Here is a 17062-nt window from a genome sequence, read left to right as displayed (position 1 = left end):
GCGCTGTTCTGCTTTTTGAAAAAGCGGTCGAAGGAATCGCTGAGATTCCGCAAAGAGGACTGCAATGCGATGCTATCCACTTCCTGCAGCCAGAGGGTATCCGCTTCCTTCTTCAGCGCTGTCAGATTGGCCGAGCATGTGCCATAGCTCAGTCCAGTTCCTGTATCCTCATAGGTTTGGTTCCATTCGGACAGAAAGTGATTGAACACGAAACGGGAGCAGCCAATGGTCTTCCCAATCAAAATTTGTTGATCCTTCGAGGGATAGAGTCGAAACTTGTACGCTTTGTGGATGATCATGGCTACTCACCTCCTTATATCATACATTATACACGAACTTATGTTCGTTATCAAAGGCGAAGTTGTAGGAAGGGCAAAGATTTTTCGACAAACAAATAGGCTGACGCCTACCGACATTCATCTCCCGCCTACTCATTGGGCTATGGCCCTATCATTTCCTTGAGGTGGGAGTCTTCTGTCGGATTGAAGATAAAAAGCTGTTAAATAAGCAAATGTTCGATAGTTCTTTACAAAAAGGGCCGTGGCATGAATCAGAGCAATTCTGATTCTGCCACGGCCCTTTTTTGCTTAGCCTACATTATTTTTTATCAATGCAACGATTTCTTCTGGTTTTGCGACTTTTCCGTAAGAGACGACTTTTTCATCGATGACAAGGCCGGGTGTTCTCATGATGCCGTAAGCTGCGATTGCCTGCATATCGGTCACCTTCGTGATGGTAGCTTCCATGCCCAAGATCTTCAAGGCTTCTTCTGCGTTTTTCGCCAAGTTCACGCAGTTTTTGCAGCCTGAACCCAAAATTTTGATTTCCATAATAAAATTCCTCCTGAATGATTTTTATATTTTTTACATAAAGAACGGTGTGAAAAAATTAAATAGGTAGCCGATCAAGATGATCCCGACGACGACGACCGTGAAGAAGAGTGCCAGCAATTTAGGCTTTACGACCTTCTGCAGCATGATAAGTGACGGTAAAGACAAGGCTGTTACGCTCATCATGAAGGCTAGAACTGTCCCTAAGCCGACGCCTTTTGCGACCAAAGCTTCCGCAATCGGTAAGGTTCCGAAGATGTCTGCGTACATTGGCACACCGACAAAGGCTGCAACCAATACGGAGTACCATTTATCTTGACCTAGGACGGCAGTGATGACCGATTCCGGTATCCAATTATGGATGGCCGCGCCGATTCCGACACCGATCAAAATATAGGGCCATACTTTCTTGACGATATCTTTTACTTGTTCCACACCAAAAGCCATTCTGTCCTTTGCGGTCAATTCGGCTTCAGGGAGGTCAACGCTGCGGGTACCGTAAACAAAAGATGCCACTTGATCTTCCAGATGTGCTTTTCCGATGATGGTTCCGCCGACTACCGCCAGAATCAATCCGACCACAACATAGGCAAAGGCAATGCGCCAATTAAAGATGCTAGCCAGCAAAATGACGGATGCCAAATCGACCAATGGGGAAGAGATCAGGAAGGAAAAAGTGACCGCAAGCGGCAACCCGGAACCGGTGAATCCGATGAACAACGGAATCGAAGAACAGGAGCAAAAAGGCGTCACCGTACCGAGCAAGGCAGCCAGTATGCTGGCCGTCACGCCGTTGAAACGACTCAAAATCTTTTTCGTCCGTTCCGGCGGGAAATAACTTTGGATGTAAGAAATAAGAAAAATCAATACCGATAAGAGAATGAAGATTTTTACGGTGTCGAAAAGGAAAAATTGCAGGCTTGCACCGACGCGGCTGGTGATGTCCAACCCAAAAACATTTTGAACCATTCTGCCCATCAAATCGTTCAACCATAGCATTTTGAATAGCTGATCATTCAGAAAATTGAATAAGTTCATTGTTTCCATCTCCTACTTTTTTAAACAAGCATTCCGCTGGCCATGTGCTTGAAAAACGCCTTCAAGTCATCCAAGGAGTCATGATTGAGGGTATATTTCACCATGCTGCCGTCTTTTCTGCTGACAACCAAGCCGCTGTCGCACAGCATTTTCATATGATAGGAAAGGGTGGGCTGCGTAATCGAAAATTCTTCCAACAACTCGCAGGCGCACAATTCCCCTTCCCCCAACAAATCCATGATTTTTAACCTTGTTTCATCCGATAAAACTTTTAAAGATTTCGCATATGCTTTGTAATTTTGTTCCATACAAAAACCTCCTCGGGGCATTGTCGTCATGATGCGCCGTGTTTACCTGCGTAAAGCAGGATTCATTCATGGTTATCGATATCGATAACTGTCTATATCAATAGTATACTCCGATATAGATGGATATCAATGTCTTTTTCGTTTTTTTTATTATTATTATTTTCCATTGGCGGTAATGCAAAAAACTCCGGATGCTGTTTCCTGATTCGCAAAAGTATCCAGAGCCATTGTAGGACGATTCATCCTTCGCAGTAAGGAAGGATGAATAAATAGAGAAAGGGTGGGCATAAACCATTTCTCATGGTTTATGCCCACCCTCTCACGCACATTTTTATTTTTTGGATGCTAGCATCTTCAGGTAGCTTTGGTAGTTTTTGTTTCCGCCGGACAGATTGTATACTTCCTTGAAGCCGTGGTTCAACAGGACATTCTGGGCCGCATTCCCGGTGACGCCTTTGTTGCAATAGGTGATAGTAGGGATGCTCTTATCCAGTTCAGCCTGACGGGTCCTCAATTCGCCGAGCGGGATATGGACGGCCCCTTTGACGTTTGATTTGTCAAAATCCTTTTTGGAGCGCGTATCGATGATCTGCAGCTTTTCGCCGTTGTTTTGTCGCTCGATCAGAGCGGCCGGCGTCAACAGAGGGTTGCCGTGCAGGGCATTGTCCAACGCCATCCCGGTGTAGAGGACAGGGTCTTTGGTCGTCGCAAACGGAGGCGCATAAGCCAGATCAAGGTGGAACAGATCCTCCGCTTTGGCCTTGAAGGTGATGGCTGTTGCAATCACATCGATGCGTTTATCGACGCCGCCGGATCCGATGATCTGGGCACCCAAAATCCGGCCGGTTTTTTTATCGGCCAGCGCTTTGATGGTTAGCTCCTTGCCGCCTAGGTACTCCGCATGATCCGGTTTGATGTTGTAAAGGATTTCCACATCGAATCCTTCCTTGCGGGCTTCCTTTTCGGTCAAGCCGGTTTGCCCGACATTCAGATCGAAAATCCGGAAAATGCCGGTGCCGAGAACGCCGCGGTGCTCCAGATCGCCGCCAGTGATGACATCGCCGGCGATACGGCCCATTTTATTGGCGGTCGAACCCAACGGACGATAAATCGGCTTGCCTGTGATGACGGAGAAGCTTTCAGCGACATCGCCGACTGCATACACATCCGGCAAGTTGGTTTGCATCTTGCTGTTGACGGCTATGGCCCGGGAATCGCCGATTGCTACGCCGATTTCTTTCGCCAACTCCGTATTGGGACGCACACCCGCCGCCAGAATGACCATATCCGTTTCGATTGTGATCCCACCGGTGGTGGTCACGCGCGCTACGGAAGAATCGCCTTCGATCGTCTTCACGGTATCGCTCAGGATCAGGTTAACCCCTTTGGCGCGCAACTGTTCCTCGACCCGGAAGGTCATATCCGCATCCATCGGCGGCATCACTTGATCCTCCATTTGGATGATGGTCACTTCCAGCCCTTTGTGGACCAGCTGCTCCGTCATTTCCAGTCCGATGAAGCCGGCCCCGATGATCAGCACTCTCTTAGGTTGTTTCTCGGCGGAAAACGCGTTGATGTCACGGGCATCCTGGATGTTGCGCACCTGGAAAACATTGTCGTATTCCTTTTGGTCGAATGGGGGCGGTGTGAAGGGAGTGGCTCCGGTCGCAAAAACCAAGATATCATAGTGATCCGTTTTGGTATCACCGATAACCAAATCCAATACTTCCAGCTGTTTCTTTTCGTTGTCGATGCTTGTCACCTTATGTTCCGTGAAAATGGAAACCTCGTATCTTTTTTTGAACCAAGCGGCATTGCGGGGCGTCAGTTGGTCGATGCTTTCCACTTCGCCGCCGATTTGATAGGGGATGCCGCAGACGGAATAGGAAATGTCCTTTCCTTGATCGTAGACGACTATTTCAGCTTCTTCGTCGTTTCTTCTTGCTTTGGCGGCGACGGATGTTCCCGCTGCGACCGACCCGATGACGATAATTTTCATTTTATGTCCTCCATAGCATTTATTTTAATTATACTTTGCCATTGTTGAAATTATGTAATGTTTTGATTAGCCGGCACAGTAGCCCGAGCTCATTTTTCAGGCTTTGTTGCCATTCCGCTGAGAGCCACACCCGTATAGCGGGTTATTTCTTCATTGGTCGGATAGCTTCCGGATTTCACGATGGCATCGTCCCATACCGTAATGGGCAGGCAAGCGGCCCCTTTTTCCTGCAGCAAGGCATTAACGGCAGTGTTTCTCACGAATGCATTCGGATTTTGGGCGAGGTTATAACGGACCATCATGATGTCAGGGTTCGTTTTCAGCTCTTGCCGGATGGCGGTGATGCGGATCAGGTTTTCATCTACGGAAGGTCCGCAAACACCCGTACTGCAGCACATCGCCGGTTCATAAAGCTCCAGTTTTTTCATTGCAATTTGCTCCTTCCTTCTGTTCTTTGGTCACACAGATGCAGTCATCCTTTGCGGATAATAAGGTAATGGTGTCCTTTATCAGTTGATTCGCAGCTGTGTCATTGATGGAATAGTAGTGCCAGGTGCCCTCTTTCTTCGTCGTCACCAAACCCGCGTTCACCAATACTTTGATGTGGTGGGAAAGGGTAGGCTGGGTGAAGTCGAAATGCTCCAGGATATCGCATGCGCACATATCGCCGCAGGAAAGCATATCCAAAATTTTGATGCGCTTCGGATCGGACAAGGCCTTCATTATTTGCGCATAAGCTTCATAGTTCATGATTGTATCTCCTTTTCCCATTACTGCAACAGTGTTTCGATCGCTTTGCCTTTCAGTTCGACGGGTGACCATTCCACGACGGCGAAGTGGTTGTCGGATAACGAGGCGACCTTTTCGATCCATTGGACCTCGCTCTGGGCGCGTGCCAGCAGAACGTCGTTTGTCGTTCCGGTCGTCAGCATGCTGTTGTTGATCACCCACCAGGTGTGGGCGATGCTGGCCCGGTCCAGATCCTCCTGCAGGCGGATGGATTCATAGATCGGCGTGTTTTCCGGCAAGGTAACCATGACAACCTCCGTCTGGGCGGGGTCCTGCAATACGGGAAGCAAATGCCGGACTGCATCCGGAACTTCTCCGGAAGTACGCGCCACTTCCTTTGCATAGCTTTGCGAAGAATCCAGCAGCAACAACGTATGTCCCGTCGGTGCCGTGTCGATGACGACAACATCGCAGTCAGCTGTATCCACGATTTCGGCGAATCTTCGGAACACCGCAATCTCTTGCGTGCAAGGGGAACGCAGATCTTCTTCGATGTAAGCCAGATCTTCCTCGGACATCGTCTCGCGGGCTTTATCCAGGACCTCTTTCTGGTAGTCAGCCAGTTCCTTCTTTTCGTCGATGTGGCTCATTTTGATGAGGGTCGTTTCCTGGATGATGAAACCTAGATGTGCAGCCGGATCGGTTGTCGCAAGATGGACTTTCTTCCCTCTTGCGGCCAAGCCGGTCGCGATGGCGGCAGCGATGGTCGTTTTGCCGACGCCGCCTTTGCCCATGGTGAAGATCACTTTCTTGCCCGTCCTATCCAAATCGGCGATGATGTCATTCAGTTTAGGGTAACGGACTGGTTCAGAACGTGTCACGGTCAATTCTTCTTGCTGCTCTTTGAAGAGGATCCGCAAATTGGCCACCCCGGTTACGTTGTAGGAACGCAGAGGAACCAGATATTCAGGGAACTGCTTCAGATTTTCGGGCATGTTGCGGAGCGTCTGCTGTTGTTCCTCATAGATTTTCTGCGAGATGACATCGGTTGGATGCTCCAAGAGTCCGTTGATGATCAATTTTTGATTCAGGATGCCCAGCTCCTTCAATTCTTCCGAGGCGCGGCTTGCCTCCGCCAAGGGGCCGTTTTGCGGACGTGTCACCAGCAGCAAGGTCGTCTTAGCGGCGTCGGCCAATGTTTCTACCGCTTGCTTGTACATTTCCTTCTTGTCGCCCAGCCCGGCCAGCTGCCCCATGCAGGAAACGCCCGTCGTATTCTCGTCGAGGAAGGAATTCCAGGCGGACGGCAGCTGCAGCATCCTTAACGTGTGCCCGGTCGGGGCGGTGTCGAAGATGATAGAATCGTAGCTTGCTTCCGCTTCCGGATTGGTCAGGAAGCCTGCGAATTCATTGAAGGACGCGATTTCCACCGTGCAGGAGCCCATCAATTGCTCCTCCATGTTGGCGATGGCGGAATCCGGCAACAGGCCGCGATAGGGACCGACCACGCTTTCCATGTATTCCTTGGCGGCCGAAATCGGGTCAAAATTCGCTACCGTCAACCCTGGCACTTCAGGGATTGGCGTACCTTTATTCGTCAAGGGCATCGCGAACACATCCTGCAGGTTGCTGGCGGGATCCGTGCTCACCAGCATGACCTTTTTTCCGCTGTCAGCCAAAGAAACCGCGGTGGCGCAGGCGGTCGACGTTTTGCCGACGCCGCCTTTCCCTGTGAAAAAAAGATACTTGGTTATATTCATGTTTTCGGGTATATATTTTTCCATTTTTTTTCTCCTGACGACAGCCTACATTTCTGATTGCGATGGAACGTACGCCGGTTATTGAATGCAGAGAGCCATTCCTGTTTATATAGACGGAATCCTATCTATTGTATAATATAGATGTTTGTCTATCTATTGTCAAGTCATAAACAAAACGATAATTGTTCCTTTTAGTTGACGAAAAGAACGCACATCCGTATCGTTTGATAAAGAAGAATGTGAATGATATGGAAAAGGGGATTTGCTTAAGCGGATTGATGGAAAAAAGGTAGTGAAGCTGGCCGAAAATCCTTTGCTTCGCTTTATTTTGGACAGCGATGAGGGAACATTTTAAAGAAGCGCGCCGATTCGACCAAAATGGAGGTGGAGTGTGCGTCTTTGTTGTATAATGGTGGTGTATGAAAGAAAGCGCTTTAATGACGGTGGGTTTTCAGCTGAAAAGATAAGGGGCGAGCAACGATGGGCATCGAAGATAAATACAGATTACCGATCGAAAAATTGAGGAATAGTTATCTGCAGGACAAAGAGTTGGAATTTTGCGAGACGTCTTTGGATGTGCCGCCGCTGCACGGCATCATCGGGCAAAACCGGGCTGTTCGCTCGATGGAATTTGGGTTGGGGATGAAGGTGCCTGGCTACAATATATTTGTTGTAGGGCCTCCCGGAACTGGGAAGAGTACCTATGTGCAGACCATGGTTTCGCAGTTGGCAGAGAAGGGTGAAAAACCGGATGATTGGTGTTACATCTATAATTTCAGCGATCGGGATAAACCGATAGCGGTATCTTTGCCGGCGGGACAAGGCCGTGTTTTCCGGGACGATATGGACGAACTGATTGATGATCTGCGCATCATCATTCCGAAAGCCTTTGAAGGGCCTGATTATGAGCAACAAAAAGAGGACATTCTTAATTCCGTTCAGGAAAAAGTAGATGGTTTTTTCCACAAAATCGAAAAGGAAGCCTTCGAAGCGGGTTTCGGGGTACTGCAATCACCGGGCAGGGTCGTCTTTGTCCCCTTGCGGAATGGGAAACAGATGATGCCGGAGGACTACGAGAAACTTTCGGATGCGGCGCGGGCAGACATCGATGAGAAGATGCACGGCCTCGAAAAAAGTTTGGCCGAAACAATCCGCGGGACGCGTAATCTGGAAAAAGAAGCGAGCAAGCAGATGCGTGATCTGGAACAACAAATCGCCCGCTTCACCACGGAACCGCTGATCATGAAACTGAAAGGGAAGTATGCGGATTCCCCCAAGATTTTGGACTATCTCGAAAAAACGGTGGCAGACATCGCTGAAAACCACCTGATATTCAAAATAGTCGAGGCTCAGCAACCAAAGAATCCTATGCAGGAATTGGAGGATGACGGCGATCCCTTCATCAAATACAAGGTGAACCTTTTCGTCAACAACGAAGCCGGCAAAGGGGCGCCCGCCATCATCGATCCGGTCGCTAACTATTATGACATATTCGGAAAAATTGAATACAAGAGCCAATTCATGTTTACGACAACAAACTTCACGATGGTGAAGCCTGGCGCCATCCACCAAGCGAACGGCGGCTATCTGGTGCTGCAGGCAAAAGATATCCTTTTCAGCCCTTTCGCGTGGGAAACATTAAAGAAAGTGCTGAAACACCAACAGGCGCTGATCGAGAACATCGGGGAACAATACCGCTATGTGCCGACGTTGACGCTCAAGCCGGAACCCATCCCGTTGGACGTGAAAATCATTTTGATCGGCAGTCCGATATTCTACCAAATACTGACGACCGACGAGGATTTCCGGAAACTGTTCAAAGTGAAGGTGGATTTCGACATCGAAATGGACAGGAATGAGGAGAACGTGCGCAAATATGCTTCTTTCATCAGCTCCGTTTGCCAAGAGGCAGGCATCCTGCAGTTTGATCGCAGCGGCTTGGGCAAGGTGGTCGAATACGGATCGCGGTTGGCCGGGAATCAACACAAGCTGTCGACGCAGTTCAATGAAATAACCGAAATCGTCTATGAAGCCATGGTCATCGCAAAAAGTGAAGGGGCGGCGCTCGTTTCCGGGGAGCATGTCATCAAAACATTGGCCGAACGCAAATACCGCGCGAACCGGATTGAAGAGAAATTTCAGGAAATGATCCTCAAGGATAAAATCATGATCGATACGCAGGATGCCGTCGTGGGGCAAGTCAATGGTTTGGCGGTCGTCCAAATGGAGGAATATGCCTTTGGATACCCTACGCGGATCACGGCCCGGACTTATATCGGATCCAATGGCGTGACCAATATCGAACGGGAGACCAAAATGAGCGGCAGCAGCCATTCGAAAGGTGTTCTCACATTGGGCGGGTATCTGGGTGGGAAATTTGCGCAGGCAAAACCGTTGCCACTGAGTGCGCAGATCACCTTTGAACAAAATTATGGCGGCATCGATGGCGACAGCGCTTCGAGTACGGAACTATATGCGCTGCTCTCCAGTTTGGCTGATGTGCCGTTGAAGCAGAATTTGTCTGTGACCGGATCCATCAATCAACTGGGCGAAATACAACCCATCGGAGGCGCGACGGAGAAAATCGAAGGGTTCTTCGACCTTTGCCAAGCGAAAGGCCTGACGGGGGAACAGGGTGTCATCATCCCTGCACAAAACGTGGATGATTTGATGCTGAAGGAAGAGATCGTTGCGGCTGTACAGGAAAATAAATTCCATATCTACAGCGTCCGCACCGTCGAGGAAGGGATAGAGTTGCTCAGCGGCATGCCTGCCGGAACGCTGAACGCAGACGGTACATTTACCGAAGGCAGCGTCTTCCGAAAGGTCCAACAAAAACTCGAAAAATACAACAAGAGCATCGCGGAGATGGCCGCCGAAGGGAAAGCAGCCGAACCGGGCAACGGTGAAAACGACGAAGATTGAATCTTTGGGATTGCAACATTTTTCATGCACCTTATGCTGGTTTCCTACCAGCGTAAGGTGCATGTTTGGTTTTAAGTGTTCATTCCACCAGAGACATTTCAGAAAATCCCAGCCTTGGTATTGATTCATCCTATGAAAATTGTTATACTTGTTATATAACAAGCAGGGTGGTCGAGCCTATTTATCGAACTATAGCCCAATAGACACGTGAAGCTATCCGCAATGGATGTATCAGATAACAAAGGGATCGACTTCGGGGAGTCCTGCTGCAGATGGCATTGGAAAATCCGGCTTTTGCAGTCTGGATGGACGAACCGGAGTACAGAAAATTGATAAAGAAAGTTGGCTGATTGATATGTCGGAGGAATTAAGGGAATATTTACCCATTCTGTTGCCTTTGGTCACATTGCAGGTGGTATTGTTGATCACCGCCTTGAACCATTTGTTCAGGCATCCGAACGTGAGGGTGGGGAGCAAAGGACTTTGGATATTCATCATTATATTCTTGAACATCGTGGGGCCTGTTTTGTATTTTCTGCTCGGGAAGGGTGAGGAATGATGGATATTCTGACCATTTCCGGTTTGAGCAAAACATTTGGTGACCAACACGTCCTGGAGCATCTTTCCTTGAGTGTCCCCCAAGGTTCCATTTTCGGTTTCATCGGTAAAAATGGGGCGGGCAAGACGACGACGATGAAAATCGTTCTGGGGTTGCTGAAGGCGGATGCCGGAACCGTAGAAGTCTGCGGAGAACCGGTAACATATGGCGACTCGAAAACGAATCGCTTCATCGGGTACTTGCCAGATGTCCCGGAATTCTATCCCTTCATGACCGCCAGGGAATATTTGAAGCTATGCGGAGAAATCACCCATGTCCCGAATAGCCTCATAAAAAAGAAGAGCGATGAGCTGCTGGCTTTGGTAGGCCTCGCCGAAACGAATAAACGGATCGGGACTTATTCCCGCGGCATGAAGCAACGGCTGGGCATCGCGCAGGCACTGTTGAATGAGCCGCAGCTGCTGATTTGCGACGAACCGACTTCCGCGTTGGATCCGATCGGCAGAAGAGAGATTTTGAATATCCTCTTGAAGGTGAAGGAAAAAACGACGGTCATTTTTTCGACCCATGTCCTATCCGATGTGGAGGCGATCTGCGACAAAATCGGCATCCTGGATCAGGGGGGAATCGTCTTGACCGGCGATGTAGAAGAAATAAGGCGAACGCATCAGCAGCACGCCTGCATCGTGGTGTTGGCAAAAGCTGAAGACGTGGAGACTTTCCTTGCCGCAGCTCCGTTAAGGAATTTGGCGGGAAGCAGCTCGGTCCAAGGGAAAACGATAAGGGTGCAGACAGCCGACCCGAAAGGAACGATGGCCTTGATTCTCAGTACCTTGGTTTCCCTGGCGATTGTGCCGGTCAAGCTGGAGATCTCAGAACCGAAAATGGAAGATATTTTCAGGGAGGCGGTGAAATGAGAGCCTATTTAGCCTTCACAAAGAAAGAAATCTTGGAATACACACGGAACTATAAGCTTTTCGTCTTGATCATCCTGTTCGCCATTCTGGGGATCATGAGTCCCCTGACGGCAAAATTCATGCCGGATATCATCGGGAATTTTATGCCGGAAGGGATAACGATAGAAATCCAGGAGCCGACCAATCTGGATTCCTGGATGCAATTCTTCAAAAACGGGACGCAAACGGGCCTCATCATCGTGGTGATCCTTTTCAGCGGCATGATGTCGAAGGAATATGAGAAGGGGACGCTCGTCAATATGGTCACCAAGGGATTGCCGCGTAAAACGATCATCCTGTCGAAATTCACCGTCGCAGTCGTGCTATGGTCGTTGAGCTATTGGCTCTGTTTCCTGATAACGTGGGCCTATACGGGCTATTACTTTCCGGACGGCAAAATGCTGAATCTGGGCTTGGCCGTCTCCAGCCTGTACTTTTTCGGCATCGTGCTGATTTCCGTGCTGTTGCTTGGTTCCGTGATCTTCAAAAATGCCTACGGGCCGCTTTTGTTCGTGGGGGGCTTCATCCTTCTGCTGTTCCTTGTGGGCCTCTTTCCCGATGCGGCGGAATGGAATCCGCTGCAATTGGCAAGCCGGAATATGGAAATGCTCCAGGGAACGACGGCGTTTGCGGACCTGGCGCGCTCCTTCTTGCTGAGCGGCGTCGGCATCCTCCTCCCTTTATTGCTGTCGATGCGGGTATTGGATAAGAAGGCCCTTTAGACAAGAGAAGGGTCATGATAAAAGGGAATAAGCGATTTTTTTCTGAAATCGCATTTGAAGGAAAGGGGGACGTGCAATGAGCGATCGAGACAGACAAAGGAAGCACGAACAGGAAAACAATATTTCCGGTTCCCTGTACGCGCGGGTGAACGTCGGTCAGGATGCGAGCCAGGATATTTTGGATGGCTCCTCCGTCACACCCATCGCGGGCAGCATGAACAATGGCGATGAACGTGTGCCCTACGACAGCCATTGCCCGTATCCTTTTTGGTACTATGTGCTGGGGGTTGGGTTTTCTGTTCTGATCGGATCTGCTATTTTCTGGCTGTTTCGCGGGTACTTCTACGGCGAAGGGATGAACCAGGTTTTGCCTTCCGCTATGTTGCTGGTTGGGGCGCTTGGCGCCGGCTTCCTGTCCGCCAAGTTCATCCTCAGAAAGAAAAAAATCCGATGAAACACAGTCCGGTCTTTACATCGGACAATAAATCGAAAAAACCTGAAGCAATCAACGGTGATTGCTTCAGGTTTTTTTATTGTTGAGGCAGTATGCGGCTGTAGCTAGGCCTTTTTCCAAACGCCCCGATATTTCCTTTGATATGTCTCATTTTCTTCGGTTTCGATCAAGGCCAACGCCTTTTGCTTGCTGTCCTCGTCTTCCTCGCCGGCTTAGCTCACTCCGCATCCAATTTCTTTAATGGATGCACGGCAGGGCCGTCCAGCACGTCTCCGTTATAGGAAAAGCGGGAGCCATGGCAAGGGCAGTCCCAGGATCGTTCCGCATCATTCCACTTTACCGTACAACCCAAGTGCGAACAGGTTGTGCTGACCAGATGGAGTTGGCCGTTCTCATCGCGGTAGGCACCCGTTTTTTCGCCGTCGATCTTAACGATCCCGCCTTCATCTGCTTCCAGCTCATCGGCCGTTTCGACTGTCCTTTTTAATTTTCCGACAATGAATGCCTTCGCGACTGCTGCGTTATCCTTGATGAAATCCTCCACATCCGCTTTTTCCATTTTTGTGCGGGTTGGGTCAAATACTTCTGCATAAGGGTTGGGCTTGCCGAGGATGCGATCCGCCAGCATCATGCCGGCTGCGGCTCCGTTTGACATCCCCCATTTGTTGAATCCGGTCGCAACCAGGATATGGTCATAGGATGCGGTCATGGTTCCCACGTAAGGCACTTTATCCAGCGTGGCCAAATCCTGGGTGGACCAGCGATAGGGGATTTCCTTGATGCCGAAGTGTTCTTCGCCGAAGTGCGCCAAGTTTTGATAATGCTCCAGTATGTTGGTTTTGCTCCGGCCGGCCGGATGCCCATCGCCGCCGATCATCAACAATGTTTCACCCTCATCGGTGGGGATGGCACGCATGGAACGCGTCGGTGAATCCGCGCTGAGGTACACGCCTGTCGGGATTTTCGCCTCCGTCCTGACGGCAATCACGTAGGAGCGATTGACGGAAAGCTTTGAAAAGTAGAGGCCATCGGAGCTGTTGATGGGATAATGGCTTGCGACGATCACTTTATTGCAGGAAATACGCATCCCGTTTTCCGTTTGGATGACCGGCCTGTCTTCCTTTTCGATCTTCATGGCGCGCGTCTGTTCATAAACGATGCCGCCAAGCCGCTCGATTTCCCGCAACAGCCCCGCAAGGAATTTTACGGGATGGAATTGGGCCTGATTGCGCATGACGATGGCCGCCGTAACGTCGAACGGCAAATCCACTTCGCTTGTCGCCAAACCGCCGTCGATGCCGAGTGTCTTGTATGCTTCTGCTTCTTTTTCTATTTTCTGCTTGCCCAGCTCGGTTTCCGAATAGACGAAAGCATTCTGGACGGTCAAATCACAAGCGATCCCCAATTCGGAAGCCGTCTCTTGAATGAACTTCAGTCCGCCGCTATTCGCTTCATAATAGAGTTTTGCCTGCTCTGCGCCGATCGTTTCGATGAATTCGCTGTAGAGCAGATTGTGCTGGGCCGTTATTTTTGCAGTGGTGTAGCCGGTGGCGCCGTCGATCAGTTTTCCGGCGTCCAGCAAGATGATTTTTTTGCCCGCCTTTGCCAGCAGATAGGCGCTGACAATGCCGGCGATGCCACCGCCGACGATAGCGATATCCGTCGTTAGGCTTTCCTGCAAACCCGTGAAGCTGGGGATTTCTTCAAATTCTCTCCAATAGGAATGCGCGAACTTCGGAATGCGACTTCCGGTTTCTTCTTGTGACATGTTGTCCCTCCTATAAGTCATTTTGGCGAATGATTTCCGCAGGGGAAATCAATCAGCTGTTGAGTCGGGAGCCGTTCCTGTTTCCAATGGGTCCCATTTCAGAAAGATCCCCGCCTACGATGAGTGTAGCACTGCGGATAGAAAGTTCAAAAAGAAAACGCTTGCAATGCGATACTTAGTAGAGGTGGTTCTTTTTTATCCTGTATTTTTCGAACCCAAAAGGCATCCCATCAGCAAATCATCGACAAAATGGCCCGAAATCAAGAATTCATCCCTCAGCCTGCCTTCGATTGCAAAGCCGTTTTTTTGATAAAAACGGACAGCGGACGGATTGGTCGCAAGAACTCGCAGTGACAGTTTATGGATGCCTTGTTCCTGCGCCGATGCTTTGAGCGCCTGCAGCAGGCGAGAACCCACACCCAGTCCTTGCGCTTCCGGCAACACGCCGATATCCAATAGCCATGTTTTTTGATGGGCGGTCAATGCTGTCGGGTTATCGAAATGCAACAGCCCCAAAACGCTCCCTTTTTCCGGTTCAATAGCAACCAAAGTGGAACCGATAGGATTAGCCGACAGAAAATCTGCCACGGTCTTGTGGATGGTGACTTGCGGCGTGTTCTTGTCATTCCAGATGCGATTTTCGATGGCCATCATTTCCGGATAATCCTCTGACCGGCTGAAACGTATCGTTATATTCATGTTTTTTGCTCTCCTTTACGGGGGGATTGTTAAAATTTGTGCTGCAAACAATCATACCACTTGTTCAAAACGCTCCAAAGCCAATTTGAAACAAAAAATACTCCCGGGCAGGGAGTATTTCTTGTTTCAAGGAAAGCCTATAGATTGTGTAAAGGCCTTCCGGTTCTTACTGCTATTTTTTTTCGCGGAGCGGTTTCAATACAGTGGACCAGGCGATCACTTGATCCAACATGGCATGGGCCGTATCGCGGTGGATGTCAGCCGGCGTGAAGACGCTCATGTTTTCGAAGTCGGTGAATAAGGACATGGCAGGGTGCGTGCGCACATCTGCAATCTGCAATTCCGCCAAGATTACGCGCAATGCTTCAGCGGCACGGACACCACCGGTCGAGCCATAGCTGACGATTCCGGCAGCTTTATTGTTCCATTCCGGATAGAGATAATCGATTGCGTTTTTCAAAGCCGATGTGACCCCGTGGTTGTATTCAGGTGTAATGAAGACATAGCCATCCATTTCCGCTATCTTTTTGGACCAGGGAATGGCTTCGGGTGTTACATAATTTTGGCTGTAGGCTGCGGAAATGGGCTCCGCATACATAGGTAAATTATATGTGGCGATGTCGATTACTTCATACTCAGCGTCTCCTCTGGGGTCCGCAAGTCTTTTTAACCCTTCGGCCACTTGCAAACTGTTCCGGTTTGGACGCGTGCTGCCCGTAATGATACCAATCTTTAACATAATTTTTCCCCCTATATCGTTCGCTGGATTTTTATGGACATCTTCTTCGATAATCCATATTTTTAGTTTAGCTTTTTTTGGTAGCGCTTTACAAATGGTAGCTACTGACAGTCAGGATTTTCACAGGGCAATAATTTTTTCTTGCAGGGCCCTCCGTAAGCGCCAAAAAAAAAGTGTTTTGCTATAATGGGAGTAAAAAGGGGGGCTTCGCATGATGTCAGAAAAAGAAAGAATGTTGTCCGGGGAATTATATCTAGCCAGCGATGGGGAATTGGCCAAAGACAATAAAAAGGCGCGAGTGTTGACCAGATTGTTCAACACCACCACCGAAGAACAGATGGGATACCGCAGCCAACTGTTGAAGGAACTTTTTGCGTCAAGCGGTGAGAACATCCATGTCGAGCCGCCTTTTCGTTGCGACTATGGCTGCCATATCACTATCGGGGATGATTTTTATGCGAACTATGACTGCATCATCATCGATGTCTGCGAAGTGAAGATCGGGAATAATGTATTTTTTGGTCCGCGGGTAAGCATCTACACGGCTGGCCATCCGCTCGACGCGGAAGTGCGCAACACGCTGCTGGAATACGGCAAGCCGGTAACCATCGGCAATGACGTCTGGATCGGAGGCAATACCGTTATCAATCCTGGCATTTCCATCGGTGACAATGTTGTCATCGGATCTGGATCGGTCGTCACGAAAGATATTCCGAGCGGTGTGATTGCAGTCGGGAATCCTTGCCGCGTGTTACGGACCATCACTGTGGAAGACAAAGAGTATTGGCAGATGAAGCATGACGCCTATATTTGGGACAAGAAAAACGATTAACCATCCGAATAAGAAAAAAGGGAGTCTGATTATGAAAGATAAATCACATCTAGACAGCGAGCAACGCTTAGCTGTTTTGCAACCCGAGCAGACATTGAGAAGAATCGGCTTAAAAGAAGGAGATGTGCTTTGCGATATCGGTGCAGGTACGGGTGTCTTTACTGTTCCGGCGGCCAAAATGACGACAAACACCATCTACGCTTTGGATGTGGATCAAGAGATGCTGGATATCATCGCTGGAAAAGCGGCGAAAGAAAAAATGACCAATATTGAGTTGCTGAAAGTTACAGAAGATGATACCGGTATAGCAAGGGGGAGTTTGGACATCGCACTGATGAGCACTGTCCTGCACCACATCGATGATCAACCGAAATATCTTCAAAAAGTAAGGGACATGTTGAAGCCCAACGGGACGGTTGCTATCATTGAATTCCATAAGCGCGAAACGGAAAAAGGACCATCCTTGGATCGTAAAATAGCCAGCGAAAACTTAGCTGAACTTTTGGGGATGATACGGTTTAACGTGACGGAGATTTTTGATTTGGGACCGGATCTCTACTGCATAGTTGCCAAAAAGAACGGATAAGATATTGTTCGAAGATGTCGGGCTAAAAATAGCGATGTATAATCGTTCCTTTTTGAAATGAAAAACTCCTGGTTAGCCTATGATTGGCTGATCGGGAGTTTTTTGGCATCCTCATGGTTAAGTCAAAAGGATTTTGGATTTTTTATGCTCATAGCTAT

General features: G+C 49.2%; 18 protein-coding genes. 7 read left to right on the top strand and 11 right to left on the bottom strand.

Features of this window, described 5'->3' with window-relative positions:
* From BM101_RS11495 to arsA, 8 genes are all read right to left on the bottom strand, one after another.
* Positions 1-299: helix-turn-helix domain-containing protein (locus BM101_RS11495; protein WP_143084465.1), on the bottom strand; the 299-nt coding region annotated here is incomplete at its 3' end.
* 288 nt (positions 300-587) lie between these two features.
* Positions 588-830, bottom strand: a complete 243-nt coding sequence (locus BM101_RS11490) for a thioredoxin family protein (RefSeq protein WP_087033750.1) — start codon at positions 828-830, stop codon at positions 588-590.
* Positions 831-863: 33 nt separating this feature from the next.
* The gene (locus BM101_RS11485) at positions 864-1868 is read right to left on the bottom strand and encodes a permease (RefSeq protein ID WP_087033749.1); all 1005 of its coding nucleotides are present in this window, start codon (positions 1866-1868) and stop codon (positions 864-866) included.
* 20 nt (positions 1869-1888) lie between these two features.
* The gene (locus tag BM101_RS11480; RefSeq protein WP_087033748.1) at positions 1889-2176 is read right to left on the bottom strand and encodes an ArsR/SmtB family transcription factor; all 288 of its coding nucleotides are present in this window, start codon (positions 2174-2176) and stop codon (positions 1889-1891) included.
* Positions 2177-2507: 331 nt separating this feature from the next.
* On the bottom strand, positions 2508-4175 hold the full coding sequence (locus BM101_RS11475; protein ID WP_087033747.1) for an FAD-dependent oxidoreductase: 1668 nt from the start codon (positions 4173-4175) through the stop codon (positions 2508-2510).
* Positions 4176-4264: 89 nt separating this feature from the next.
* Positions 4265-4603, bottom strand: a complete 339-nt coding sequence (arsD, locus tag BM101_RS11470) for an arsenite efflux transporter metallochaperone ArsD (RefSeq protein ID WP_087033746.1) — start codon at positions 4601-4603, stop codon at positions 4265-4267.
* A complete protein-coding gene (locus BM101_RS11465; RefSeq protein WP_087033745.1) occupies positions 4581-4925 on the bottom strand; it encodes an ArsR/SmtB family transcription factor in 345 nt (114 codons plus the stop codon). The genes arsD and BM101_RS11465 overlap by 23 nt, the downstream gene beginning before the upstream one ends.
* A gap of 20 nt (positions 4926-4945) precedes the next feature.
* The gene (arsA, locus tag BM101_RS11460; protein WP_087033744.1) at positions 4946-6688 is read right to left on the bottom strand and encodes an arsenical pump-driving ATPase; all 1743 of its coding nucleotides are present in this window, start codon (positions 6686-6688) and stop codon (positions 4946-4948) included.
* Between the two features lie 456 nt (positions 6689-7144).
* Between arsA and BM101_RS11455 the strand changes: the two genes are divergently transcribed.
* The 5 genes from BM101_RS11455 to BM101_RS11435 all read left to right on the top strand — a co-directional run bounded on the left by BM101_RS11455 (position 7145) and on the right by BM101_RS11435 (position 12280).
* A complete protein-coding gene (locus BM101_RS11455; protein WP_087033743.1) occupies positions 7145-9589 on the top strand; it encodes an ATP-binding protein in 2445 nt (814 codons plus the stop codon).
* 226 nt (positions 9590-9815) lie between these two features.
* Positions 9816-10148 (top strand): PLD nuclease N-terminal domain-containing protein, encoded by a 333-nt coding sequence (locus BM101_RS14500; RefSeq protein WP_245825803.1) that lies wholly within the window; start codon positions 9816-9818, stop codon positions 10146-10148.
* Complete coding sequence (locus BM101_RS11445; RefSeq protein ID WP_409373501.1) at positions 10145-11065, top strand: ABC transporter ATP-binding protein; 921 nt, start codon at positions 10145-10147, stop codon at positions 11063-11065. The genes BM101_RS14500 and BM101_RS11445 overlap by 4 nt, the downstream gene beginning before the upstream one ends.
* On the top strand, positions 11062-11826 hold the full coding sequence (locus tag BM101_RS11440; protein ID WP_087033742.1) for an ABC transporter permease: 765 nt from the start codon (positions 11062-11064) through the stop codon (positions 11824-11826). The genes BM101_RS11445 and BM101_RS11440 overlap by 4 nt, the downstream gene beginning before the upstream one ends.
* A 76-nt stretch (positions 11827-11902) precedes the next feature.
* Positions 11903-12280: a hypothetical protein gene (locus BM101_RS11435; protein ID WP_087033741.1), complete on the top strand. Its 378-nt coding sequence runs from the start codon at positions 11903-11905 to the stop codon at positions 12278-12280.
* Between the two features lie 217 nt (positions 12281-12497).
* Here the strand turns inward: BM101_RS11435 and BM101_RS11430 are convergent, their stop codons facing one another.
* The 3 genes from BM101_RS11430 to BM101_RS11420 all read right to left on the bottom strand — a co-directional run bounded on the left by BM101_RS11430 (position 12498) and on the right by BM101_RS11420 (position 15486).
* Positions 12498-14048: an FAD-dependent oxidoreductase gene (locus BM101_RS11430; protein WP_087033740.1), complete on the bottom strand. Its 1551-nt coding sequence runs from the start codon at positions 14046-14048 to the stop codon at positions 12498-12500.
* 195 nt (positions 14049-14243) lie between these two features.
* Positions 14244-14747, bottom strand: a complete 504-nt coding sequence (locus tag BM101_RS11425; protein ID WP_087033739.1) for a GNAT family N-acetyltransferase — start codon at positions 14745-14747, stop codon at positions 14244-14246.
* A gap of 172 nt (positions 14748-14919) precedes the next feature.
* The gene (locus BM101_RS11420) at positions 14920-15486 is read right to left on the bottom strand and encodes an NADPH-dependent FMN reductase (protein WP_087033738.1); all 567 of its coding nucleotides are present in this window, start codon (positions 15484-15486) and stop codon (positions 14920-14922) included.
* Positions 15487-15697: 211 nt separating this feature from the next.
* Between BM101_RS11420 and BM101_RS11415 the strand changes: the two genes are divergently transcribed.
* Positions 15698-16318: a sugar O-acetyltransferase gene (locus tag BM101_RS11415; protein ID WP_087033737.1), complete on the top strand. Its 621-nt coding sequence runs from the start codon at positions 15698-15700 to the stop codon at positions 16316-16318.
* A 31-nt stretch (positions 16319-16349) separates the two neighbouring features.
* A complete protein-coding gene (locus tag BM101_RS11410) occupies positions 16350-16904 on the top strand; it encodes a class I SAM-dependent methyltransferase (protein WP_177194497.1) in 555 nt (184 codons plus the stop codon).
* Positions 16905-17062: the final 158 nt, after the last annotated feature.

This window comes from Trichococcus palustris, from assembly GCF_900114465.1.
GTDB lineage: Bacteria > Bacillota > Bacilli > Lactobacillales > Aerococcaceae > Trichococcus > Trichococcus palustris.
The sequence above is the reverse complement of the archived record's forward strand: the minus strand, read 5'-3'. Positions and strand labels throughout refer to the sequence as shown.